Annotated in this window: 17 protein-coding genes and 2 pseudogenes; 2 read left to right on the top strand and 17 right to left on the bottom strand. The window is 53.0% G+C overall.

Annotated elements, in window-relative coordinates; all coding sequences use genetic code 11:
- The 4 genes and pseudogenes from PORUE0001_RS05345 to PORUE0001_RS05360 all read right to left on the bottom strand — a co-directional run.
- A pseudogene (locus PORUE0001_RS05345) lies at nt 1–197 on the bottom strand (IS110 family transposase); the annotation flags it as partial.
- A 393-nt stretch (nt 198–590) separates the two neighbouring features.
- Nucleotides 591–1,934 carry an ABC transporter permease gene (locus PORUE0001_RS05350; RefSeq protein WP_007365479.1) on the bottom strand — a complete coding sequence of 448 codons (1,344 nt, stop codon included), beginning with the start codon at nt 1,932–1,934 and terminating at the stop codon, nt 591–593.
- Nucleotides 1,935–1,948: 14 nt separating this feature from the next.
- Complete coding sequence (locus PORUE0001_RS05355; protein ID WP_007365481.1) at nt 1,949–2,899, bottom strand: ABC transporter ATP-binding protein; 951 nt, start codon at nt 2,897–2,899, stop codon at nt 1,949–1,951.
- 34 nt (nt 2,900–2,933) lie between these two features.
- Complete coding sequence (locus tag PORUE0001_RS05360) at nt 2,934–3,410, bottom strand: type I restriction enzyme HsdR N-terminal domain-containing protein (RefSeq protein WP_007365500.1); 477 nt, start codon at nt 3,408–3,410, stop codon at nt 2,934–2,936.
- A gap of 54 nt (nt 3,411–3,464) precedes the next feature.
- On the opposite strand from PORUE0001_RS05360, the gene PORUE0001_RS05365 reads away from it, so the two are divergent.
- Both PORUE0001_RS05365 and holA read left to right on the top strand, forming a co-directional pair.
- A complete protein-coding gene (locus PORUE0001_RS05365; RefSeq protein WP_007365478.1) occupies nt 3,465–4,241 on the top strand; it encodes an AMP nucleosidase in 777 nt (258 codons plus the stop codon).
- An 18-nt stretch (nt 4,242–4,259) separates the two neighbouring features.
- On the top strand, nt 4,260–5,309 hold the full coding sequence (holA, locus tag PORUE0001_RS05370) for a DNA polymerase III subunit delta (protein WP_007365491.1): 1,050 nt from the start codon (nt 4,260–4,262) through the stop codon (nt 5,307–5,309).
- A 420-nt stretch (nt 5,310–5,729) separates the two neighbouring features.
- Here the strand turns inward: holA and mutL are convergent, their stop codons facing one another.
- The 13 genes and pseudogenes from mutL to PORUE0001_RS05435 form a co-directional block, all read right to left on the bottom strand.
- Nucleotides 5,730–7,670: a DNA mismatch repair endonuclease MutL gene (gene mutL, locus PORUE0001_RS05375; protein WP_007365511.1), complete on the bottom strand. Its 1,941-nt coding sequence runs from the start codon at nt 7,668–7,670 to the stop codon at nt 5,730–5,732.
- Nucleotides 7,671–7,878: 208 nt separating this feature from the next.
- Nucleotides 7,879–10,005, bottom strand: a complete 2,127-nt coding sequence (locus PORUE0001_RS05380) for an OstA-like protein (RefSeq protein WP_007365484.1) — start codon at nt 10,003–10,005, stop codon at nt 7,879–7,881.
- A gap of 66 nt (nt 10,006–10,071) precedes the next feature.
- Nucleotides 10,072–11,490 (bottom strand): peptidylprolyl isomerase, encoded by a 1,419-nt coding sequence (locus PORUE0001_RS05385; RefSeq protein ID WP_007365490.1) that lies wholly within the window; start codon nt 11,488–11,490, stop codon nt 10,072–10,074.
- A gap of 25 nt (nt 11,491–11,515) precedes the next feature.
- On the bottom strand, nt 11,516–13,720 hold the full coding sequence (recQ, locus tag PORUE0001_RS05390; protein ID WP_007365463.1) for a DNA helicase RecQ: 2,205 nt from the start codon (nt 13,718–13,720) through the stop codon (nt 11,516–11,518).
- 100 nt (nt 13,721–13,820) lie between these two features.
- On the bottom strand, nt 13,821–15,140 hold the full coding sequence (gene clpX / locus PORUE0001_RS05395) for an ATP-dependent Clp protease ATP-binding subunit ClpX (protein WP_007365448.1): 1,320 nt from the start codon (nt 15,138–15,140) through the stop codon (nt 13,821–13,823).
- Nucleotides 15,124–15,840: an ATP-dependent Clp endopeptidase proteolytic subunit ClpP gene (clpP, locus tag PORUE0001_RS05400; protein ID WP_039865680.1), complete on the bottom strand. Its 717-nt coding sequence runs from the start codon at nt 15,838–15,840 to the stop codon at nt 15,124–15,126. The genes clpX and clpP overlap by 17 nt, the downstream gene beginning before the upstream one ends.
- 143 nt (nt 15,841–15,983) lie before the next feature.
- A complete protein-coding gene (locus tag PORUE0001_RS10735; RefSeq protein WP_007365504.1) occupies nt 15,984–16,187 on the bottom strand; it encodes a hypothetical protein in 204 nt (67 codons plus the stop codon).
- Between the two features lie 356 nt (nt 16,188–16,543).
- Nucleotides 16,544–17,236, bottom strand: a complete 693-nt coding sequence (locus PORUE0001_RS05410; RefSeq protein WP_007365453.1) for a hypothetical protein — start codon at nt 17,234–17,236, stop codon at nt 16,544–16,546.
- Between the two features lie 865 nt (nt 17,237–18,101).
- Nucleotides 18,102–20,201: pseudogene (gene recG, locus PORUE0001_RS05415) on the bottom strand (ATP-dependent DNA helicase RecG); the annotation flags it as partial.
- A 23-nt stretch (nt 20,202–20,224) separates the two neighbouring features.
- On the bottom strand, nt 20,225–20,977 hold the full coding sequence (locus PORUE0001_RS05420) for a 2-C-methyl-D-erythritol 4-phosphate cytidylyltransferase (RefSeq protein WP_007365461.1): 753 nt from the start codon (nt 20,975–20,977) through the stop codon (nt 20,225–20,227).
- Between the two features lie 27 nt (nt 20,978–21,004).
- Nucleotides 21,005–22,315, bottom strand: a complete 1,311-nt coding sequence (der, locus tag PORUE0001_RS05425) for a ribosome biogenesis GTPase Der (RefSeq protein ID WP_007365517.1) — start codon at nt 22,313–22,315, stop codon at nt 21,005–21,007.
- Between the two features lie 76 nt (nt 22,316–22,391).
- Entirely contained in the window at nt 22,392–23,312 is a 921-nt protein-coding gene (gene era, locus PORUE0001_RS05430; protein ID WP_039865682.1) for a GTPase Era, read from the bottom strand.
- Nucleotides 23,284–24,306, bottom strand: coding sequence for a beta-ketoacyl-ACP synthase III (locus PORUE0001_RS05435; protein WP_007365458.1), 1,023 nt, complete (start codon nt 24,304–24,306; stop codon nt 23,284–23,286). The genes era and PORUE0001_RS05435 overlap by 29 nt, the downstream gene beginning before the upstream one ends.
- Between the last annotated feature and the right edge of the window lie 426 nt (nt 24,307–24,732).

The following is a 24,732-nucleotide window of genomic DNA, read 5'->3' on the forward strand; positions in this document are numbered from 1 at the left end:
AAGAGCATGGTGTCGGTCTTGACTCCTCGACCAGCGTTCTTCTTGCTCCAAGAGACGAGGCTCCGGAACCCCTTAGGGTTGTTTTCTACAGTGGTGTAGGCGAGCTGCTGCTCGCTGTCTGATTCTGATTCGTAGCGAATCAGGGTGGCGTCCAGTTTTTCTTTGGAAACGTCGATGCCGATAAAGTGATATTCCATAACTTTGTATCTGATTATTGATAAGGACCAGCTAGGCTACATTAGGCTATTACTTTAATTAGGCTATAGGCCTCACTTTCTAATGAGTCTCAAGTAGCTGAACTCCAGAGGGTCTATAACAGACCTTAGGCTCGAAGCCTCGTAGGGACGATAGATTACCCTCTGGTTGCTGTCCTTACCTCACTACAACAAAGGTAAGAACAACCCGTTCAACTGACCTAATCTCGGGTCGATTTCTTTTCACTCTGCAAAGTTAAAGTAGGGACGCACGATCTGTGCGTCCGTTGTAGAACGTTCTTGACGATGTAGCTTTTGACGGGACGGACGCACAGATCGTGCGTCCCTACAAAGGGCTACACGACTCGCTTTGACAGAACTACAAGCGTTACTCGTCTAGATGCGGAGCCAGCTCCAGAGGTCACGTAGGGAGGGTTTCTTGCCCGTGAAGAGGATTCCGACACGGTAGATACGTGCGGCTAGCCAGGCGATGCCAAAGGCGGTGAGGTAGAGGAGCCCGATGCTGAGGATAAGCTCCCACGTGGCGACTCCATAGGGTAGTCGAACCATCATCACGAAGGGCGAAGAGAAGGGGATGATACTGCCCCAGAAGGCCATCGTGCCGTCGGGATTGTCCATGCTGCCCATAGCGATGTAGAAGCCGAGCATCATGACGAGGACGAAGGGCATCATAAACTGGCTGGCATCTTCGTCGCTCGAGACGCTCGACCCGATCGCTGCAAAGAGCGAAGCGTAGAGGAGGTAGCCCCCGATGAAGTAGACGAGGAGCATGATGATGAGCTGTACGAAGTTGATACTCTGTAGCACCTCTAGGCTAGACTGCATCTCGGTGACGGAGTCCATACTCATACCGCCTGCAAGACCACCCATCTGTGCGGGGTCTAGCTGTGAGAGTGCCGAGAGGTCGTAGACACCACCGACGGCGACAAGAGAGCCGACGACAAAGATAATTCCTCCGAAGATCAACCAGATAGCGACCTGTGTTAGTCCAACGAGGAAGACACCGACCATCTTTGCGATCATCATCTCTATGGGGCGAACGGTGCTGACGATGACCTCCATGATGCGGTTCTTCTTTTCCTCTAGCACACCGCTCATCACCTGTCCCGAATAGTTGGACATGAAGGCGAGGATGATACCCGAGAGGACCATCCCGATGACACCAGCTAGCGAGCCACTAGACTTAGCCTCCTCGCCCTTGGAGTCCCACTGATAGGTGGGCACGGAGATGGTGGTCTCCACATCGTTGATGATTTCGGGGAGTCCCTCTATATCGTACTGAGCGATGCGTTGCTCTTTGAGCCGCTCGGTAAAAGCATCATTGATGTAGCGAACGATACCGTCGGGGAGCTTCTTGTAGGAGTAAAGGCTCCAGCCGTTGGGATTGTTCATCAGCGTGTCTTTTATATAGAGGACTGCTGTGATTCCCTCTTCCTCGAGCTTTGCCTTGTCGGTATAAGCCTTGAGTGGCTCGGAGCTTGGAATGAAAGTGTAGTACTCGTTGTCGGCCAGTACGTCGCTATAGAGTCCCGTCTCGTCAATGACGGCGACGCGCTCGTCACTGAGCGAACTCATACTGACGTAGATAACGATAAAGAAGATAGCCGCAATGAGGATCGGGACGAGGAGGGTGGTGACGATGAAGGACTTCTTCTTGACACGCACCATGTATTCTCGCTCGATGAGTATGGAGAGCTTGGAGGGTGATTTCTTGTTCATAAGAGTGGGGCTGGTTAAAGGGTGGTCGTAGCGGGCTGAGCTTGAGCCGTGGTGGTACGGATGAAGATGTCTTGCATGGAGGGTATCTCCTGCGCTACCTCTAGGAGGTGCAGGTCGGTGGGAACCAGCTCAGCGAGAGCGCGTACGTCACGCTGCTGCGGGTCTTTGAGGCGAACGCGCATATCGTGTCCCTCACGCTTGATCTCGAGTAGCTCAATCTGTTGCTCGGTCAGAGACTCGACCCAGTTGGGACGATACCCCTCGCCTGCGATGAGTAGCGAAGCGATGCCCTCGAAGTGGCTTCGCTTGACTTCGGTCACGTTGCCACGGAGCACTACCTTACTCTGGTTGATGAGGGCTATGTCATCGCAGATCTCCTCGACGGACTGCATGTTGTGCGTGGAGAAGATGACGGCACAGCCGTTGTCTCGTAGCTCTAGGATCTCACGCTTGAGGAGCTCTGCATTGACCGGGTCAAAACCGCTAAAGGGCTCGTCGAAGATGAGTAGCTTGGGACGGTGAATGACGGTGCAGATGAACTGGACCTTCTGCTGCATTCCCTTAGACAGCTCCTCAACCTTACGGCGCCACCAGGGCATGATATCAAACTTCTCAAACCAGTGCTTCAGCTCCTGCTGCGCCTCCTGTCGGGAGAGTCCGTGCAGACGAGCGAGGTAGATGGCTTGGTCGCCGACCTTCATCTTCTTATAGAGCCCGCGCTCCTCGGGAAGGTAGCCGATATGGCGTATATCTTCGTAGGTCATCTCCTTGCCGTTGAGCAGTACGGTTCCGCTGTCGGCGAGGAGGATTTTGTTGATGATCTTGATGAGGGTACTCTTGCCAGCACCGTTGGGACCGAGGAGTCCGAAGACGCTGTTGGGCTGGACTTGTATGGAGACATCGTCGAGGGCGAGGTGGTTCTTGTATCGCTTGACGATATGCTCTGCTTCTAGTAAGTATGGCATGAGACTTTAGAGGTTAGAGGTTAGACTTTAGAGGTTAGACCTTTGAGGTTTGGAGTATGTCGAGGGCTCGCTGGTAGGAGGGTATCTCGGCGAGCGGTTTTGCCGTGGCGGTGGCGTAGTCTATCTGCAGGACGAGGTGGAAGAGCCCATTGGTCATCATCAGGAGCGGTGCGTGATAGTGCGCGTTGTAGCGAGAGATCTGGTTGATCGTCTCCTGAGAGAGTGGCACTTCGGGCGCCTTGCACTCGATGAGGGCGAGGACTTGTCCGCCTGGGCCGTAGATCATCGCGTCAAAGCGGTCTTGACGTATGGAGCTGGCGACGAGGCTCTCCACCTGTATTGAGAGGCGCGGGTAGCCTAGATGATCCGAGAGATAGTGCAGGAAGTGCTGGCGCACCCACTCCTCAGGGGTTAGAGCGACCATACTCTGACGATAGACGTCGTATATGACCGAACGCCCTGACTGCTCCTCAATAAGAGCAGGGTAGGAGGGTAAGTGGAGGGGTTTCATTAACTTTGCTTCGCACTACAGCTATTAGACGGTGCAAAGTTACCATTTCCACCAATGAAAACAAAGAAAGAGATTGCTACCAATTGGTTAACGAGGTACACTACACGGAGCCTCGAGGCGTTTGCACCACACATACTCCTGACCAACTTCACGAGCTACCTGCAAGCTTTTGCCAAGAAGATCGGCGAGCCGATCCTAGGCGAGAGCGCCTCGATGCCAAACTGTGGCAATGCGGATATGACGATGATACACATTGGCATGGGCAGTCCGAATGCGGCGACGATCATGGATCTGCTCTCGGCCATTGAGCCGCGGGCGGTGGTCTTCCTCGGTAAGTGTGGTGGGCTTAAGTCGCAGCTGACGCTCGGGGACTACGTCCTCCCGATTGCGGCGATACGTGGCGAGGGGACGAGCGACGACTATATGCCTCGTGAGGTACCGTCGCTCCCTTCCTTTAATGTGCTCAAAGCTTGTAGCAATGCGCTCCTCGAGGCGGGCATAACGTATGCCCCAGGGACGGTCTACACGACGAATAGACGGCTCTGGGAGCATGACGAGCACTTCAAGGAGTACCTCCGCACGACTCATGCGGACGCCATCGATATGGAGACGGCTACGCTCTTTACGGTGGGCTATGCGAACCGCATCCCTACGGGCGCTCTCCTGATGGTGAGCGATATGCCGATGACACCCGAAGGGGTCAAGAGCGACGAGAGCGATAGCTACGTGACAGCACACTTCGCCGAGCAGCATCTCCAGCTCGGCATCCGCACCGTCGAGAGCCTCCTCCAATCTCCCGAGGAGATGAAGAGCATTGTCTTTGACTGGTAATAGAGACATCAAACCGCTATGACTGAACTCGTACAGATTAGTGACCAAATCCGGTCGGGGCAACCGCTCCCGCCTCTCGTGCTTGGCTACGGAGAGGAGAGCTACTATATCAATCGCCTAGAGGAGCTGGTCGTCGAGAACTATATCCCTAAGGAGGAGCGCACGACCCAGCTGGTCGTCTACTTCGGCTCCGAGACGACCGCTCCTGAGGTCCTTCAGCAGGCGCAGACCTTCTCCATGTTTGCGCCGAAGCGTCTGATCGTCTTGCGTGATGCGCAGGATCTTAAGAAGAGCTCTGTCCTCAAGAAGCCGTACGGCATTGCCGAGCTGATACGCGATGCGACCACCTTTGCCGAGGGTACCACACTCCTTATATTATACCACGATGCGCTCCCCGCAGCTGCCAAGAAGAATGCGCAGGCGCTCAAGTCGCAGGTGGCGCTCATCGAGTCGGCACCTGTCAGGCGTGACAACGAACTAAGAGAGGCGATGATCCAGATGGCTAAGGGGCTAGACTTGGAGTTGGCTCCGCAAGCAATCTCGACGCTGATCGAGCGTGTCGGATACGATCTGGAGACGCTCTACTCGGAGCTGCAAAAGCTCTCCATACCTGCCAAGGGCGCTGGCGGACTCGTCTCTCGTGCCATGGTGCAGCAGGTGGTGAGCAAGTCGCGTAAGTACGGCCCCTACGACCTGCTCAATGCGGTGCAGCGACGCCGAGATGACGAGGCTCTGCAGATAGCACTCGCCATGGCGGAGGACGAAAAGCGGTACCCCGTTCCCCAGATCATCGCTTCGCTCTACGGCTTCTTTGCTAATCTGATGGTAGCGCACTATCTCCCATCCAATAGTCAGAAAAATATACAGGAGGCGCTCAACCTGAAGTATGAGTCGATGGCTCGAATGTACCAGTCGGCCATGCGTCTCTACTCCAAGCAGCAGACGCTCAACATCATCTCCGCCATACGACGTGCCGACGGTGACGCCAAGGGTGCCCACGGGGTCAACGCCTCGGCACGCACCATCTACCTAGACCTCCTGACGCAAATCTTTGCGCTGAAGTACTAAACGAACGCTCCCGCTCGTTGGAAATATCCTTCGAGCAGACACCTCCTCCCTTTCCGTTGATTACGATTTCTCCCGAGGAAATCGGAAATCTCCAGCGAGCAAACGGAAATTCTCCACGGAGCCGGGAAATAAAAGTTCGGAAGAATGAAATGAAACTTCGGAAGAAAGAAATCGAAGTTCCGAAGAATTTTTTTATTACTCCGTGGAGGATTTGCGTTTTCTATCGAGGCATTTTCGATTTCCTCGGGGGTGTGGTGTCGCGGTCCTTGGAGTGCGTTGAAGTGCCTCGGAGCCATCGGAGGGGTAACCCCTGTGAGGAAACACACGGAACGAGTAACTCCGTGTAGGGAGGCTCGGCCGAGCGTCACCTTTGCATCGTCTACTTATTAAGGAGCGAGATATGTTGGGCCTCAATGTGGGTTAGAACCACTTGTCAATCTCATCGGAGGTGAGCGAGACCATGATGGAGCGCCCGAGCGGGTCGAACTGCGAATTGGGCGTCAGGAAGAGGTCTGAGATAATCTGACTAGGCTGCGCGGCTCGTGCATGGAGCGTGTGGCGTACCAGTTCGATGGCTTGGCGGAGCGCTTCGCCAGAGAGGAAGAGCTGCGCTAGGATTTCTGCAGGGGGAAGTGTGGTATCCGTATCGTCTTTATCGACCTGATCCAGGTATTCACCGAGCGTTTTGGTGATCAAGTCGGCGACACCGATGGGGCGGAGTGGCTTGGGGACGGAGGTGATGAGGTAGACGTTTTCGTCTGGGTCTGCGGAGGCCTCTGCTTGTGGGGTGATCTCAAAGCCGATCTGCTGCAAGCTCTCGACCAACTCGTGATGGGTCGGGTAGAGGTCGCTGGGTAGTGACAGTTCCTCGGCAAAGAGTAGTGGCTGTGCTTGGTCAGGTTCGAGTGTGAGTGTGGCTATTTGCTGTTCGTAGTAGATGCGTAGTAGCGCACGCTCGATCTGTATGACGGCGAGGCGGTCGCTCATGGTGGTGAAGAGGTAGCGCTCCTGAAAGGTGTAGACCAAGTTGGAGCTATGGGGCACAGGCTGAGAGGGGCTAGCGGAGACCGTAAAGAGTGGATCCATCGCTGTGGGGGCTGCCTCAGTGGGTTGGCTTTCGGGAAGTGTTGATTCGCCTCGTCTCTGCTGGAAGTCGTCGATAAAGCTTTCCCAATGAGCGGGCGAGCCACTACTCATTGAGGAGAGCGGGTCGAGGGGCTTCTGGTCGTCCGTAGAGATAGCTTTAAAGGGATTGTACTCAGGGTCTATCTGTACAGGCGGTGGCTGAAGTGCAGTGCTACTCTGGCGTGTGGCATCGTAGGCTGGTATCTCAATGAGCTGATCGGTGCTAAAGGTGATAGCGGGCATAGCGCTGGTGGTGCTGAGGTGCTCTCGTAGCACTACCATGAGGAGCTTGAAGATGGCCTGCTCGTCGAGGAACTTGATCTCGGTCTTTGTCGGATGTATATTGACATCGATGCGACTGGGGTCCACCTGAAAGTAGATAAAGTAGTTGGGCTGGCTACCTGGCGCGACGAGGTCCTCAAAGACGTTCATGACAGCACGGTGGAAGTAGGGGTGCTTCATATAGCGTCCATTGACAAAGAAGAATTGCTGGGCTCCTCTGCGCTTAGCGTCTCGTGGCAAGGTGATGAAGCCCGAGACATTTGCCAAGGGACCCTGGTACTCGATGGGGATGAGCTGCTTGGAGTAGCTCTTGCCTAGGAGGTCTACGATACGATGCTGGAGGTCGCTCTTGGGGAGGTTGCGTATGAGCTTGCCCTCGGAGTAGAGTGTGAAGGCAATCTCGGGGTAGACCAGAGCAATCCGCTCGAACTGGCGGTAGATGTGTCGTAGCTCTGTCTCGGAGCCTTTGAGGAAGCGTCGCCGTGCGGGGACGTTGTAAAAGAGATTCTTCACCGTGATAGAGGTGCCTATCTCGGCAACGGTGGGTGCGGAGCTGATGACCTCAGAGCCGTTGATCAAGAGCTTGTAGCCTATGTCACTGTCGGCTTGTCGTGTGATCAGCTCGATCTGAGCTACAGCCACGATGGAGGCAAGAGCCTCGCCTCGGAAACCCATGGATCGGAGCGTGAAGAGGTCATCGACGGAGGATATCTTGCTGGTGGCGTGTCTCTCGAAGGCCATACGAGCGTCTAGCGGACTCATCCCGACACCGTCATCGATGACGCGCATGAGCTCTTTGCCAGCATCTTGTAACTCAATGGCTATCTGCGTGGCGTGGGCATCGATGGCGTTTTCGACCAGCTCTTTGAGCATGGAGGCTGGTCGCTGGATCACTTCACCAGCGGCTATCTGATTGGCGATGCTGTCGGGGAGGAGATGTATGATTTCGCTCATAGGAAGGAGAAGAGGGGTCCCTGTCTATAGTATAGTACCCAGATGACGAAGCCTAAGAGAATGAGCATAAGGATGCAGCGCAGGATGATCCCCGAGCGGGCGTAGTTGTCTATCCCTCGGTCTCGTTGCTTCTTAAGATGTCGCGTACCACCGTAGAGGCTCTCGGAGAGGGTGTCACGAAACTCTTCGCCAGAGCCATAGGCGGACTCTACTTGCTTGCCGTCTTCTTTGCTGGTGTCGTCGCTACTTCCTGCTGTGTCGGAGCCTTCGGCAGCTTCGAGCTCTCGTCTGATCTGCTCGATGCGTCGCTGGAGTTGCTCCTTCTTAGGATCCCAGTAGATGGGTTGGTGGTGGAAGGTGCGCGGTTTTCGCGGTCTAAATATGAGTCCCATGAGTATAGTGGTAAGAGGTGCATGTAGCTCTGCAACGAGTCTGCGAGAGACAGTACGGAGCTGGTGTCGCTCTCTAGTGGGCGACGAATGTAGACGGGAAGTGGCTCCACGGCTATGGCAGTCGTATCGGGTGATGCCGTATTCTTAGCTTTTGCTGGCTTAGGCTTCTCAATGGCTTGCTTGTATTCCTTATAGAAGGCTTGCCATGCGGCTAGGCCATCGAAGCCTTTGCTCATCTTGCTGTTTTGCCCCTGCAGTGTGGCGAGCGAGTCGGTAGAGGCTGGAGGCGCTGTGCGGTCGGGGATAACATCTTCGGGTGAGAGCGGACGCTTGTCGCCATGCCACTCGGCACCGCTCATCTGACGCAGTTCATCGGTGAGGTCTTGGATCGGGTGGATCGTTCCCTCGGCCTTGCCATGCCAGAGGATGTGGTCGAGCTTGTCATCGGTAATGTAGACATCCATCTGCGGGTTCTTAACCTGAGCCAGAGCGTAGTAGTGCTTCGCTTTCTCCTGTATGAGGTAGTAGCGAGATTCAACGTTGGAGCGGTAGAAAGCGTGGTCAAGGGTCCCCTCGCGAAAGTATGCTTGGATCGTATCGGCCTTGACACGATCCTGCTTAACGGAGTCAAGCCAGCGAACGCTTGACGCATTAAGCCAGGCGAAGGCGTGGTCGATCGTATCGTTGGCAAGGTGTGCATAAATGGTGTCGCCCTTGAGCTGGGTCGAGTCGTTCCACAAGATCGGAGAACCAAAGAGCTTGATGAGCGAGTCCAGGGAGAAGTAGTGCACCGAGTCCCCGATGGCCTGTATATCCTTGCGGTAAAGGCGTACGTTGTGGTAGCCTTTGGTGTACTTGACCTCTAGCGAGTCGGTAGCTCCTGGAGGCGGGGGCAGATTGCGCTTGATCCCCTCCATAATCTCGGCAGACATATATAAGGTGTCCTCCTCAGAGTAGTCCATGACGTAGGCTCGTCCTGTGGCATAGGTATAGCCGTTGTCTTGATCGAGATAGCCGTAGTCGCCGAAGTAGGTGGCCTTGTCTTTTTGGTTGTCTATCACCACGTCGTAGTAGGCCTGGCAGATCTCTCTTTTCTTGTCGTAGAGTATCGAGTCGCCCGTCATGGTGCCATCGGGATGGGTGACGAGAGAATGGTCGAGGAGGATGCTCTGCTCGGTGTCGGTATTGTAAAAGCCACGATCCGTCTCTATCGTGACTGAGTCGGTCGTCTCAATGATGGTGGGGCTAACGATACGGCAGATCGAGGTCTTCGTATTGTAGTGCAGGATGTCGGTGTCGAGGGTGAAGCGGTCGTTCTCTAGATGTACCTGATTCTGAAAGAGCGCTTCGTCAGAGCCCGTGTTGTACTCCCCGTAGACAGAGGTAAGCGTATTGATCGAGTCGGCGAGAGTACCGAAGTTGTCGTAGTAAGCGACCTTTTGGCTGCGATTGTAGAAGAGTCTTTCGGTAAAGAGGGTCGTGACATTCTTGGTCAATATCACATTGTCGTGGAGCTCCGCTAGAGTAGTCATACCGTCGTAGGTCATCTCTCCAGCGGTGATCGAGATCGAGTCACCCTCTTGTATCCGTACATGCCCGAAAGCGTCAAAGGAGTTGGTCACCTCGTTGAGATTGGCACTATCGCAAGTCATGATCCAGCTACCGTGCCTGAGGCGTACATTACCTGACAAGATGACGACGTCCGGGAGTATAGCTTGATCGTGGCTGAGGATGTCGGCGTGGTCTAGGATGATGAGACGCTTGCCACTCACCATCGTAGGGGGAGGCGCTGGAGCCTCTACCGTATGAGGCGAAGAGTGTAGCCATGCTGTCCCACCCCAGAGCGGTAGCCCCACGAAGAGGAGCAGAGCGACTGCTAGCAACCCGCTGAGGGTGAGTAGTAGTCGCCTTGTCGTGCTTGCTTCGTTAGGCTGATGGGACATAGACTCTTATAATCTAATGGGCAGAGATATGGATCCTCTATCGTCTTCCCAGAGGATGCGTCGGAGCTACTTCTTGATCCAACCTGGATACCTGAAGTTGCACTGCTGAAAGTCAGGGCTGATGCGTATATAAGTGCTCTTCTGATGCTGGACGATCCACTTGTCTATCTCCTTCTGCTTCTTATCCTGCAGGGCTAGTTGCTTGATAAGCTGAAAGTCGGTAGCCATATCAGCACGGTGCCCCGAGATACGCTGCTTGAGCTTAAGGAGAACGACCTGTGTATTGCCATTTGCATCCTGAGAAACGAATGCTGGAGAGACATCGCCCACCTGCATCTTGTCTACTTGGGAAGCATAGTCTTGCTGTAGCTCAGACATCGTAAAGAGAGCCGTGCCGTAGCGGTCACTCTCCTGGTTTTCGTTGAGGAGGAGGCCATAGTTGTTTTTCGTCTCTTCCACGTTGCTACATAGGACGACGGCATCGTCAAAAGTCGTTTTACCATTGCGCACCACTACAGCGACAGAGTCCGCCTTGCTGACGGCTTGCTGTAGTTTGTCAGGTGCAATGCTGGGCTTGAGAAGTATGTGGCGGAAGTTGATTGTGTTGTCACGCTTCTCAATCAGCTGTACGATATGGTAGCCCGTAGCGGTACGTATGATGGGAGATACCTGCTTGGTGTCAGACAGTGCGAAGACAACCTGTGCGAACTCAGGCTCTAGCGAACTACGAGCCACGAAGCCATACTCGCCACCACGTACAGAGGTGCGGGAGTCCTGCGAGTAGAGTCGTGCGATCGTAGAGAAGTCACGTTGCCCAGCCCGGATGTCCTCGGAGTAGCCTCTGAGTTGCTCTTTGATCTTGTCAATAGCTGCTAGCTCAATCTCTGGAGTAATCCTAAGCACCTGCACCTCAACAGCATCTGGTATGTAGGGCAAGCTGTCTTGTGGTATCTGAGCGTAGTACGAGCGAATCTCTGAGGGCGTGACCGTGACTCCCTGGATGATCTTCTGCTGCATCTGTCGAACGATCTCATTATTGACCGCCATGGTGCGCTGTTGCTCACGAATGCTTGAGTAGGGACGATTGAAGTACTCCTCGAGACGCTCACGAGAGCCGACTTGCTGTACGAGGCTCTCCATAAAGTTGTCCACAAATCGGTCTACCTTAGTATTATCTACCGAGATACTATCAATCTTAGCTTGATTGAGGAAGAGCATCTGAACCGCTAGTTGCTCCGTCAGGTAGCAGTCGGGATTTCCCTCGAGGTGCATCCCCTGAGAGCGCATGTAGAGCTTTTGGTTCTCTATCTCAGACTTGAGTATGGGCTCATCGCCTACGGTCCATATGACCTCATCAACGATCGATCCTCTGGATGCTTTGTGCTGTGGCGTTTGTGCCGTCAGGGAGAAGCTCGCCAGTAGCGACAAGAGGATGAACGGTATCATCCAGCGTACATGTGATGTAGATGATCTATAGATAGACATAAGAGTTGTATTGCTAATGTGGTCTTTATTGATTGCAGGAGTAGATGATCATAGCGAGTCGTAGCTCCGCCTCATTGTAGAAGTCTTCGTACTCGCTGATGAGATCGTCCAGGGTACACCCAGGGTGATCCTCTAGATACTCCTTTAGCTCGTCATAGCTATCCTCACCAAGCTCAGAGGTGATGAGGTAGTTGAGCTTTACCTTAGTGCCAGACTTGACGATGCGCTCCAGCTCTGTGAGCAGGTCGTCTGTGCTGATGGAGTGCGAGATAGCTATATCCTCAAGGATTATCTGACGGTCTAGTTGCTGCACGATAGAGATATGCTGCTTGGTATTGTTGGGCAGAGTGCGGATCTTGTAGTCCTCAGGTCGCTCTATCTCATACTCCTCGACATAGTTGCGTATGATGCGGACAAACTCCTCTCCATACTTGTCGGCTTGCTCTACATTGATACCCGAAATGTTTTTCAGCTCCTGTAAGGTTATGGGGTATAGAGTAGACATCTCCTCAAGTGCTGAGTCGGGGAAGATACCAGCCGTGCCGAGTCCTAGCTTGGTGCTCAGCTTCTTGCGTATATCCCTGAGTATGCTGTATAGAGCGGGGTCTGTGGAGGCCGTACGACCACGTCCACTAGATGCAGCGCTATCTACCTCATCATCATCGTCTAGATCATCGTCGTCATCGTCTAGATCCTCCGCATCGGGAGCGACAATCTTGAATGAAGTAGGCTTCTTGATAAACTTCTTACCACTCGGTGTGACGCTCAGGATGCCGTAAGTCTCAGTACTCTCGGTGAGGTACTGCAGCACCAATGCACGCTCTACGACTAGCTCCCAGATCTCTCGTGAGTAGTCTTCACCGATACCGTAGGACTTCAGCTTGTCATGATGAAAGTCCTCAATAGGGGCTGTGTCGCAACCTAGTATAACGTCGATGACGTGGTCCTTCTTAAATTGTTCTTTGAGCTCCAAGACCGTTTGGAGCAGTTGTTTCAAAAGCTCTTTCGCCTCCATCGTTTGTCTGTTTTTTGCACAATTGTCACACGCTCCACAGTTCTCCTGGTCATATCTCTCTCCGAAATAATAGAGCAAATATGCCCGTCGACACATGGGCGTGAGTGCAAAGGTAGAAGTTTTTGCGAGTAATTGCCTACCTATTTCCTGCTCGGCGATAGGTTTTCCCTGCATGAAGTTCTCCAGCTTCTGTATATCTTTCTCATTATAAAAGGCTAAGCAATATCCCTCGCCTCCATCACGACCTGCACGTCCTGTCTCCTGATAGTAACCCTCGAGGCTCTTAGGCATGTCGTAGTGTATGACGTAGCGTACGTCGGGCTTGTCTATACCCATGCCAAAGGCTATTGTGGCGACGATCACACGGCACTCCTCACTGAGGAAAGCATCTTGGTTTGCCGAGCGCTCCTTAGCGTCCAGTCCCGCATGGTAGGGGAGAGCCTTGATGCCGTTCATCTGGAGTAGCTTGGAGAGGTTCATCACCTTCTCACGGCTCATGCAGTAGATGATACCGCTCTTGTTAGGTCTCTTGCGAATGAAGCGGATGATGCGCGCATTGACGTCTTCCCCCTTTGGCTCTACGCTGTAGTAAAGGTTAGGACGGTTGAAGCTAGACTTAAATATATTCCCATCGAGGATGCCTAGATTCTTGCGTATGTCGTGCTCCACCTTAGGCGTCGCCGTCGCCGTTAGGGCGATGATCGGTCTGCGTCCTATCTCATCGACTACAGGGCGTATCTTGCGATACTCAGGGCGAAAGTCATGACCCCACTCCGAGATACAGTGCGCCTCATCAATCGCAAAGAAGGATATCTTGATCTTGCGAAAGAACTCAATGTTCTCAGCCTTGCCGAGCGACTCGGGAGCTACATAGAGTAGCTTTGTAGCACCCGCAGAGACATCTTGATAGACCTGATCCAGCTGAGCTTTATTGAGCGACGAGTTGAGTACGTGCGCTATGTCGTTAGATCCAGTCGTCTCTCGCAGGGCATCGACCTGATTCTTCATTAGAGCAATCAGCGGGGAGACGATGATAGCCGTCCCCTCCATGATGAGTGCAGGGAGCTGATAGCATAGGGACTTACCGCTACCCGTAGGCATCAAGACAAAAGTGTCGTGACCCTCCAGCAGGCTTTGGATGATCTCTTTCTGATTTCCCTTGAACTCTTCAAAGCCGAAGATCTTACTCAGTAGTTCTGTCAGATTGTGTGTCATGGTAAGTGAGATTGACCGTCAGGAGAGCTGTTGTATGTACTCTCCAAAAGGTGGATAACGATTACATAGAGAGATGCACAGGTTTGTGTCAGAGGTAGATTTAGTTTGCTAGAGAGGCAGTCATGCTCGGCGTCACCTTAGAGCGGGCATACTGCTCTGTGATACGTAGCGTCTTGCGCTTGAGAGAGGGTATCTCGTACATCGCATCGATCATGATCTTCTCCACGATCGAGCGTAGTCCACGAGCCCCCAGCTTAGTCTCGACAGCTATGCTGACGATATACTTAAGAGCGTCCTCGTCAAAGGTCAGCCGTACGCCATCCATCTCAAAGAGCTTCTGATACTGCTTCGTGATAGCGTTCTTAGGCTCCACGAGGATGCGCAGGAGCGACTCACTATCTAGAGCGTCTAGATAGGTGAGGATAGGCAGACGGCCTATGATCTCGGGGATCAAACCGTAGCGTCGTAGGTCTTGATGAGTAATGTGCGCCAGCAGATTGTTTTGGATTGTCTGGTAGTCCATCTGCTGCTCCTTATAACCCACCACACGGGTGTTGAGACGAGAGCCGATGATACGTTCGATGCCATCGAAGGCTCCTGCACAGATGAAGAGAATCTGCTGCGTATTGACCTGGATAAACTTCTGCTCTGGATGCTTGCGACCACCATAAGGGGGGACGTTGATGACGCTTCCCTCGAGCAGCTTGAGGAGACCCTGCTGGACCCCTTCTCCACTCACATCACGAGTGATGGAGGGGTTGTCGCCTTTGCGGGCTATCTTGTCGATCTCATCAATGAAGACGATGCCACGCTCTGCAGCTGCTACGTCGTAGTCACAGTTTTGCAGTAGACGAGAGATGATACTCTCTATATCTTCTCCCACATAACCCGCTTGCGTCAGAACCGTCGCATCGACCATCGCAAAGGGCACCTGTAACATACGAGCGATAGACTGCGCTAGTAGCGTCTTGCCACACCCCGTCGGTCCTACCATGAGGATGTTGCTCTTGGCAATCTCTACATCGTCCAGCTTAGAGCTCTCGTCACTCTTACCGTCCTTCTCTTGGCTAGCTAAGATACGTTTGTAGTGGTTGTAGACAGCCACCGAGAGATACTTCTTAGCATCGCTCTGTCCGATCACATAGCGGTCCAGATAGGCATCTATCTCCTGAGGCTTAGGTAGCGACTCATAGGTGAGTGGAGCAAATGAAGCGTTCTTGACTTTCTGCTTCTCCTGTTGAGTAGCGTCCAGCACAGGTGCAGAGACAAGCCCGTTCTGATAGAGCAACGTGTAGATCTGCTCAGCACAATCACTACAAATCTGTGCAGAGCCCTCGGCACCTATTAGTATAGGCACCTCGCTCTCAGGACGATTGCAAAAGGAGCATCGACGCTCTATCGAATTACTTTTCTTTGCCATCTGCCTTCTTCTCCTTAGCTGTCTGCTTAGTCGATGTGAGTACTTTGTCGATCATACCATACTCTAGCGCCTCCGAGGCGGTCATCCACTTGTCACGGTCGCTGTCTCGCTCGATCTCCTCGACAGAGCGACCCGAGTGATCAGCGATGATTTTGTAGAGCTCAGCCTTCACCTTGAGAATCTCCTTGGCAGCGATCTCTATGTCGCTCGCCTGACCCTGCATACCGCCCATCGGCTGGTGGATCATCACCCGCGAGTGGGGTAGTGCGTAGCGCTTGCCCTCGGCACCCGCTACGAGTAGGACAGCAGCCATCGAGGCGGCCATGCCCGTACACATCGTCGAGACATCACAGCCCACATACTGCATCGTATCGTAGATGCCAAAGCCCGCATAGACCGACCCGCCAGGACTGTTGATATAGATCGAAATATCCTTGCCAGGGTCTGCATTGTCTAGGTATAGGAGCTGTGCCTGGATCACATTGGCCGTGTAGTCGTTGACCTCCGTGCCGAGGAAGATGATACGATCCATCATCAGTCGGCTGAAGACATCCATCTGAGCCACGTTGAGCTGACGCTCCTCAATGATGGTTGGGTTGATATAGCCTGCAGAGGCAGTTATGTAGTCGTTGAGTGCATTCGTATTCATCCGAAGATGAGCGTGTGCATAGTGGACGAAGTCCTTATTATGGTCTGTCATATTGATGAAGCAGAGTTGTGTGAGTTACTATTTATAGGTTAAAGGAGCGAAGCCAAGCTTCACTTGCTAAAGGTTATAGCCAGGCAAGTCAACCTCACCTAGCTCAATCCAGAAACAAAGATAACGTTATTTCTGAACATACGCTACACCTCTCTCGTCGTAGATCCCGCAAATATCACGAGTAGCTGGTGTAGGGACGCACGGTGAGTGTTTAGCGGGAGGGCGTCCGTTGTGTCAAAGGTTACAGCGTCCGTTGTGTCAAAGCGAGACGTGTAACGGGTGTAGGGACGCACGATCTGTGCGTCCGTTGTGTCAAAGCGAGACGTATAACGGTTGTAGGGACGCACGATCTGTACGTCCGTTGTGTCAAAGCGAGACGTGTAACGGTTGTAGGAACGCTCGGTCGAGCGTCCGTTGTGTCAAGGCGAGACATATAATCTAGTCATCATACAAACCGGGAATCGTAACTTTTAACGGGGCCGGACGCACGACCGTGCGTCCCTACCCCAGGTTACACGTCCGATTACTCTGATACCTCAGATAGCTCTGATAAAAAGGACCTCGCAAGAGGTCCGACGCTTCGTAGCCGTCGGTCGTAGGGGTTACAGCCCCGAACGACCGATGGATAGACGAACGTGGTAGATGATCGACCCCTTGTGGGTCGGACTAGACGAAGCTTACAGTCCCAGTCAGAGCGCTCTTATTATAGAACTCTCCAGTTTTTCTTCTCTGAAATAGTTACGTCAGCATCGCTACAGCTGTTTTTATCCTTTTTCTTAGAGGAGCGATCTACTAGATAAATAATACCACAGTACATACCCCTTCGATTGGGAAGACTATTCACCAACTTGGTCATAGCCTTGCCTTTGATATAATTGCTGTCGCAAGCAATAATCCTCAATCTAGCACACCCAGAAATGTTCAAGTTGGTCAGCTTATTGTTGCTGCAGTAAAGCAGGTCCAAAGCGGTGTTCTTTGACACGTCCAAACTAGTCAGCTTATTGTCGTTGCAGTAAAGCGTTTCCAAGGCGGTGTTCTTTGACATATCCAAGCTCGTCAGTTGATTCCATGAGCAGTCAAGCAGTTTCAAGGCGGTGTTCTTTGACACATTCAAGCAGGTCAGTTGATTCTCATTGCAGTCAAGCTCTGTTACATCGCCTCGGATGGTAATCGTCTGGTTTTTAGTTGTGTAGAACTTGAAACCGTCCTCGCTCATTTCTCCATTCTCTAGAGCCCCCTCGATGGATACGTTGCCATTCGCTACGACTTTTAGTAAGATTGTCTCTCCGACTCTTTTGGAGGTGGTCATGGTGATGACGCCTTGGGCGAGGAGAGTGGTGGACGCTAGGAGCGTGCCGAGAATGGCGAAGAGCCAGATGCGTAGATGTTTGCTCATAATGTAGCTAGAGATTAGAAGTTAGAGATTAGGGGTTAGAAGTGGGGGGAGCGGTGAGGACTCGGCCGCGCGAGTTGTATTTTCTGCGAAGTTATACCTTTACTGGAAATTAAGCAAGAGGGGGGGAGAGGTTAGAAGTTATTGCTGTCTGATAAAAGTCAAAAAGGGCATACCGAGGGGGCTCAACCGCTGAATTGAAGCGGTTGGACTTTCTAGTTTTGATTTCCAAGCCCCCCTTTTGAGCAAAACGCCTTCTTGAACTCCAAATATTCCTGGTTTTTCAAGAGTGCCGTTTTTCAAACAAGTGTCCTTCAATGAGTAAATTGGCTGTTCGATAAAGATACGTAGTCTTTTTACTGTCTGATTAGCTCTACAGTAGAAGGAAATCCCTTATAACAAACATTTGATGGACTCTCTGCTATAATCAGAAATCTGACAAGCTGTAAACTCGGCTGTCCGATGAAGTAAACGACTCTTCTTCAGCTGAAAAAATTTTATCGGACAGCAATAAAAGAAGAGTAATCCGCTCCCTTATGGTCTGTTGAGATGAATGGAGACTACAAGGTGCTCTGTGCATCAGAGCTCACGCTTTGTGGTCTGCTGTGTTGCTTTTGTGGAGGCTGACTAACTAGGCGTTGCTTTACGATTGGCATCCCAAGCACCTTTAGAGACTGTTGCATAAAGGCGAATCGCTGTGTTGCTTTCGGGATTCGGCTTCGGTCACATACGGAGGTATGCTCCCTTCAGACCTCACCCTCAGCGCCTTGCGCTTCATCCTTTCTGCAAAGTCAGGACAATCTTGCCTGCAAGATTGGGAGACTGTTGACTTTTGCAACAGTCTCCTTTAATTAATAGGTGCTGGGGATTAGCTGATTTGTCCCCAGTGGTGGGCGTTGGGGTGGATGCGCTCGAGGTTGATGCGGTAGAGCTCTGTGTCGGGTTTGTCGAGGAGAGGGCTATAGTCGAGGAGGTAGTTGACATCTAGTCGTGTGAGGGCGAGGAGGTTGTAGTCTGCCACGGGGTCGGCTATGCTGATGCCCGCTAGGGTACCGCTCTGTCGTGTACCTTCCATCTGTCCGAAGCCTCGTAGACGCATATCCTCTTCCGCTATCTTGAATCCATCTTGCGTGGCAACCATTGTATCAATGCGTTGCTTGGCGTCGCCTTGCAAGTCGTCGGGCGTGACCAGGAGGCAGTAGCTTTTGTCGCCACCACGTCCCACCCGTCCTCGCAGCTGATGTAGCTGTGCTAGTCCGAAGCGCTGTGCATCGTTGATTACCATGACCGTAGCGTTTGGCACGTTGACGCCCACCTCGATGACTGTAGTGGCAAGGAGTATCGGCACCTCTCCCGAGGCAAAGCGCTCCATCTGCTCCGCCTTGTCCTCGGCACTGAGTCGTCCGTGAACGTAGACGACTCGCTCTTCGCCAAAGCGCTCCACATACTCCTTGTAGCCTACCTCAAGATTGGCAAAGTCAGACTCTTCGGTTCCCTCAATCATAGGGAAGACAACGTAGATCTGTTGTCCACGATTGATCGTTTCGTTGATGAGACTGTAGAGTGTTTCCTTCTTCTTTTCTGCTATCTGGACGGTTGTGATCGGTTTGCGCCCAGGGGGCATCTCGTCTATGACCGATACCTCTAGGTCGCCATACATGGTCATGGCTAGGGTGCGGGGTATCGGGGTGGCGCTCATGACGAGGATGTGGGGAAGGGTCAGCACGTTCTTGCCCCAGAGCTTGGATCGCTGGGCTACGCCAAAGCGGTGCTGCTCGTCGATGACGGCCATGCCGAGCTTGCGAAAGGCAACTCGCTCCTCTAATATAGCGTGTGTGCCGATCAAGATGGAGAGGCTACCATCGGCTAGTGCCGACAAGGTCTCACGTCGCTCTCTCGTCTTGCTGCTCCCCGTGAGGAGTGCGATGGATACATCGAGTCCCTCGACGAACTCGGAGATGGTTTCGTAGTGTTGCTGCGCTAGGATCTCCGTCGGGGCGAGCATGCAGGCTTGGTAACCGTTGTCTACGGCTAGGAGCATGGCAAAGAGTGCGACGAGAGTTTTACCACTGCCCACGTCACCCTGCAGGAGTCGGTTCATCTGTGCTCCTGAGTTGGTGTCCCGACGGATCTCACGGAGGACCCGCTTTTGCGCTCCCGTGAGGTCGTAGGGGAGTGCGTGGTATAGACTGTTGAAGAGCGGGCCCACCTGATCTAGTCGGTAGCCCTCGTAGCGCATGCGCTGCATGACGGCTAGGCGACGTAGGTAGAGATTGAGGTAAAAGAGTTCGTCGTATTTGAGTCTGAACTTAGCCACCTGCGCCTGCTCAACACTCTGTGGGTGATGAATCCATCTGATAGCAGTCTGGAGTGGCACCAGATGGCGGTGCGCTATGAGTGGCTCGGAGAGCGTCTCGGGGATAGAGAAGTAGGGGCTCTGGAGAAGCTGGTCGATGTAGCGCCCTAAGAATGCGGAGTCGATGCGGGAGCGCTTGAGTCGCTCGGTGATTCGGTAGATTGGTTGGTACCCTCCGACGGATGGGTTGGGCTTGTCTGCGAGCTTGATTTCAGGGTGTGTGATCTGCAGCTGGTTATTGAAGAGCTGTAGCTTGCCGTAGACGATATATTTGCACCCAGGGGTGAGTGAGCGCTGTATGTAGTCTTGCCCTTTGAACCAAACCAATAGCAACTCTCCCGTGTCGTCCATAAGTCGTGCTGAGAGATTGCTCTTGCGTCCCAAAGAGGGGGCGCTAAAGGGTTGTAAAATCCCCTCGACCTGCACCTCCGACATGGAGGGCATGAGCGAACCTATGGGGTAGATGACCCGACGGTCGGCGTAGCGGTAGGGGATGTGGTAGAGCAGGTCCCGATAGGTGTGTAGGTCTAGCTCTTCGGCTATTAGTTGCGCCCGCTTGGTGCCCAGTCCAGGCAGATCTGCTAGGGGTGTGGTCAAGAAGCTCATAGCAGTATGGGCAGAGAGAGGGGAAGGGCTTACCGACTCGAGAGTAGTCGCTGTGTAAGTCGCAGACGCTCCTGACGGGATGTGGTCAGGAGATGCTCGGCCCAGTAGAGTTGGTCAGGAGTAGTGATCTTGATATTCTCTGTGGTGTCAGGCACTAAAGCTAGGTCGCTGTAGAGCTGGTCATAGACAGAGCAGTCGTCGGTGAAACTCTCCTGATAGGGTTGCTGATAAGCCTCCTTGATGCGCTCCGACCAGAAGACTTGTGGCGTGCGTACCAAACGGTAGCGACTACGATCTACAGCTTGCGAAGGTTGTGCTCCAGCCCCTTCGTCGGGGTGGTAGCGTAAGCTCTCCGAGAGCTGTAGGACAGGCACAGCAGCACCTACACGCTGAGCCTCTTCGTAGCATTTGTCCACTACAGCCTTAGAGGCAAAAGGGCGCACCGCATCGTGGATGCCGACGAGTGTGCCGTCGGGTACGGTCCGTAGAGCCTTTCGCACGGTATCAAAGCGTGTCTTGCCAGCTACGGATAGCTGGATGCGGTCTGCCAAGCGCATCCGTTGTATCGCATCTTCGATGACGACCCAGTAGTCGTAGGAGACTCCTAGGATGATGAAGTCAGTATGGGGTAGCATCGCCTCGACTGTGTGCTGAAGAATTGTTTTGCCACCCAGCTTGATGTACTGCTTGGGTAGCTCAGCACCCATACGAACGCCCGATCCTCCAGAGGGGATGATGAGATATCTCTTCGTGTGATCTGACTCCTTTATTACTTGCTCCATATTTATAACAGGCTGTGAAGAGGAAGGTTACTTCTCTCTGAGGAAGACATTGATGGGAGTACCGCAAAAGTCCCAGTTCTTGCGGATTTGATTTTCGAGGAAACGCTTGTACGGCTCACGCACCCACTGAGGTAGGTTGGCATAAAAGGCAAATGTCGGCACCGCTGTGGGGAGCTGCTGGACAAACTTGATCTTTATGTACTTACCCTTGATAGAGGGTGGGGGAGTCTTCTCGATGAGAGGTAGCAAGACTTGGTTAAGCTCGTGGGTTGGTATGCGCGTAGAGCGCATATCGTAGACATGCTGCGCCATCTCGATCACCTTCAGGATGCGCTGCTTGTTGAGTGCTGAGATGAAGATGATAGGGAAGTCAGTAAAGGGGGCGAACCTAGCACGGATTGCTTCCTCCATGGTGCGCTGCACGGGCAGGCTCTTGTCCTCGACGAGGTCCCACTTATTGACGCAGACGACCAGCCCCTTGCTATTGCGCTGGATCACCCGAAAGATGTTGGCGTCTTGAGCCTCTATTCCTCTCGTAGCGTCAATGAGCATGATGCAGACATCGGCATTTTCGATGGCACGGATGGCACGAATCACCGAGTAGTACTCAAGGTCTTCGTTGACCTTGCCTTTCTTGCGGATACCTGCCGTATCAACTAGGTAGAAGTGCTGATTGTACTTGTCATACTCAGCAAAGATACTGTCTCGCGTGGTGCCTGAGCGGTCGGTGACTATGTTGCGCTCCTCTCCGATGAGGGCATTGAGGAGCGAAGACTTACCCGCATTCGGTCTGCCCACGATGGCAAAGCGAGGAAGCTCAAGGAGAGGCTCATGATTGCCCTCCTTGGGGAGTAGTCCTAAGATGTGATCGAGGAGGTCACCTGTCGAGGAACCGTTAATCGCAGAGATAGGGTGCGGGTCGCCTAGACCTAGGGAGTAGAACTCGGCAGCGTCGTTGTGCTGGGTAAAGTTGTCCGCCTTGTTCGCCACCAAGATGACAGGCTTGCTAGTCTGTCGGAGCATGAGAGCTATCTCGTCGTCTAGGTCCGTCACCCCGTTGAGAATGTCCACGACAAAGAGTATCAAGTCGGCCTCTTCGACCGCTATGCGGACCTGCTTATTGATCTCCTCCTCAAAGACATCATCACTGCGCAAAACCCATCCGCCCGTGTCTACAATCGAAAAGGTACGCTCGCACCAAGTGACGTGGCCGTACTGTCGGTCACGAGTCGTACCCGCCTCGTCTGTGACGATCGCTTGGCGAGAGCGGGTCAGACGGTTGAAGAGGGTACTCTTGCCCACGTTGGGGCGCCCTACGATGGCTACTAGATTACTCATAGCTTGATGTCTCTTATAGACTTCTTCTCTTAGTCTGCTTACTTAATATATAGGTGTGTCAAAAGCTACCCATCGTCTAGATGTCATAGCCAAACTGTGTCAATGCTTGATCGCTCTGACGCCAATCCTTATCCACACGAACTAATAGTGTCAGGTGAATATGCTTGTCAAAGAATCGCTCCAGATCCTTTCGTGCCGAAATGCCTAGACGCTTGATGGCGGAGCCTTTGTGACCGATGATGATCCCCTTCTGAGACTCACGCTCCACGAGGATTACGCAGCGCATGTCAATCCTATCGGGACTCTCGACAAACTCCTCCACGACGACTTCCACAGCGTACGGCACCTCCTGGTGATAGTACTGAAGTGCCTTCTCACGAATGATCTCCGAGACGAAAAAACGTGCTGGCCGATCGGTCAGAGCGTCCTGCTCGAAGTAAGGTGGCGATACGGGAAGTAGCTCCTCGATGCGCTTCTTGAGCGGTGCTAGGTTAAACTGCCTCAGTGCCGACACGGGGATAATCTCCGCCTGTGGGATGACACTGTGCCAGTAGTCCACCAGTTCCTCTAGATGCTTCTGTTCCGTCAGGTCTACCTTGTTGATGACAATGATGATCGGACAGGAGAGTCGCTGTACACGCTCCACAAAGTCGTGATGCTTGTCCCGCTCCTCCATCGTGTCGGTGACGTAGAGTAGCAGGTCGGCATCTTCTAGCGCCTGCTCCGAGTAAGCACGCATACGCTCCTGCAGCTTGTAGCTAGGCTGTAGCACACCAGGCGTATCGCTGTAGACAACCTGCATGCGATCGCTATTGACGATACCTAGGATACGGTGCCGCGTCGTCTGCGCCTTGCTCGTGATGATCGAGATGCGCTCCCCGACTAGGTAGTTCATCAGCGTCGACTTACCCACGTTTGGGTTGCCGACGATACTTACGAAGCCACTCTTGTAGCCCTCTGGCAAGGGGTTACTTGCGAGGTGCCGTAGCTCCGTCATAGCCCCAGACTAGATAGACAGCTCCCCACGTGTACCCTGCACCGAAGGAGCTTAGGATGAGCTTGTCGCCCTTCTTGAGCTTAGGCTCATACTCCCAGAGACAGATAGGTATCGTGGCGGAGGATATGTTGCCATACTTCTCGATGGTCACCATCACCTTGTCCATCGGCACTTCGGTATACTCCGAGACTGCCTGGATGATACGCATATTAGCTTGGTGAGGTACTACCCAAGCGACATCATCGTTGGTCAGATGATTGCGCTTCATCACCTCACGGCTCACACGAGCCATGTCGAGGACAGCGTTTTTGAAGACATGCTGCCCCTCCTGATAGACAAAGTGCTCACGTCGAGCGACCGTCTCAGCCGTGGCAGGGCTAGCCGAGCCGCCCGACTTCATGATCAGGTGCGAGCGTCCATTGCCGTCCGTCTTGAAGAGGGCATCCTGCACGCCTAGCGAAGTGTCTTCCGTACGCTCTAGCAAGACGCATCCCGAGCCATCGCCAAAGAGCGGACTCGTCTGGCGATCGGTGTAGTCGATTGCTGCGGACATCTTCTCCGTAGCCACTACGATCAGTCGCTTGTACTGCCCAGAGCGGATGAAGTTCGCACCCGTCTCTAGAGCGTAGAGCCAGCTAGGACAGGCCGAGTTGATGTCAAAGGTGAAGGCATGTCGGCACCCAGTCTCAAAGGCTACTATCGAAGCGGTCGAGGGGAAGTGGTAGTCGGCCGTATTCGTCGCTAGTATGATCCCCTCCACGGAGAGCGGGTCTATATCCCATCGCTCCAACATCTGGCGAACGGCTTGGATAGCAAGGTAGGAGGCACCGAGACTCTTGTCCTTGAGTATACGGCGCTCCTTGATGCCTACACGTGTCATAATCCACTCGTCGGTGGTGTCGACCATCTGCTCTAGGTCGGCATTAGTCAGTCGATCCTCTGGTAGGTAAGCTCCTACGGCAGTGATCATCGCATTGTATTGGGTCGAAATCATGTACTAGATACTACTCTGAAATGGTATTCAGTCGCTAAGGTAGTAAAAATCGGACAACCTAACATACACTCGGACCGAAATATGTCCGCAAGGATTGTAATTAAACACTATTTTACAGAGGTGGGTGGAGTCAACTTGCCTCTGTTTTTTTGTAATCTCTTGAATTTGCTGACTTTCTCAGGAGGAAATTGGGAATCTCCACGGAGCAAACGAAAAATTCTTCGGAACTTCGAAATCTTTCTTCCGAAGTTTCATTTCATTCTTCCGAACTTTTATTTCCCGGCTCCGTGGAGAATTTTCGTTTGCTCCGTGGAGATTCCCAATTTCCTCGGTAGAAAGCGGTCATTCCATGTAATTTCTAGAGGAAAGGAGTAGAATGCGTCCTCACTGTAAGTGCTGGTCATTTGTCATAAAATAACTAACTTT

It is taken from the genome of Porphyromonas uenonis 60-3 (assembly GCF_000174775.1).
GTDB classification, from domain to species: Bacteria; Bacteroidota; Bacteroidia; order Bacteroidales; family Porphyromonadaceae; genus Porphyromonas; species Porphyromonas uenonis_A.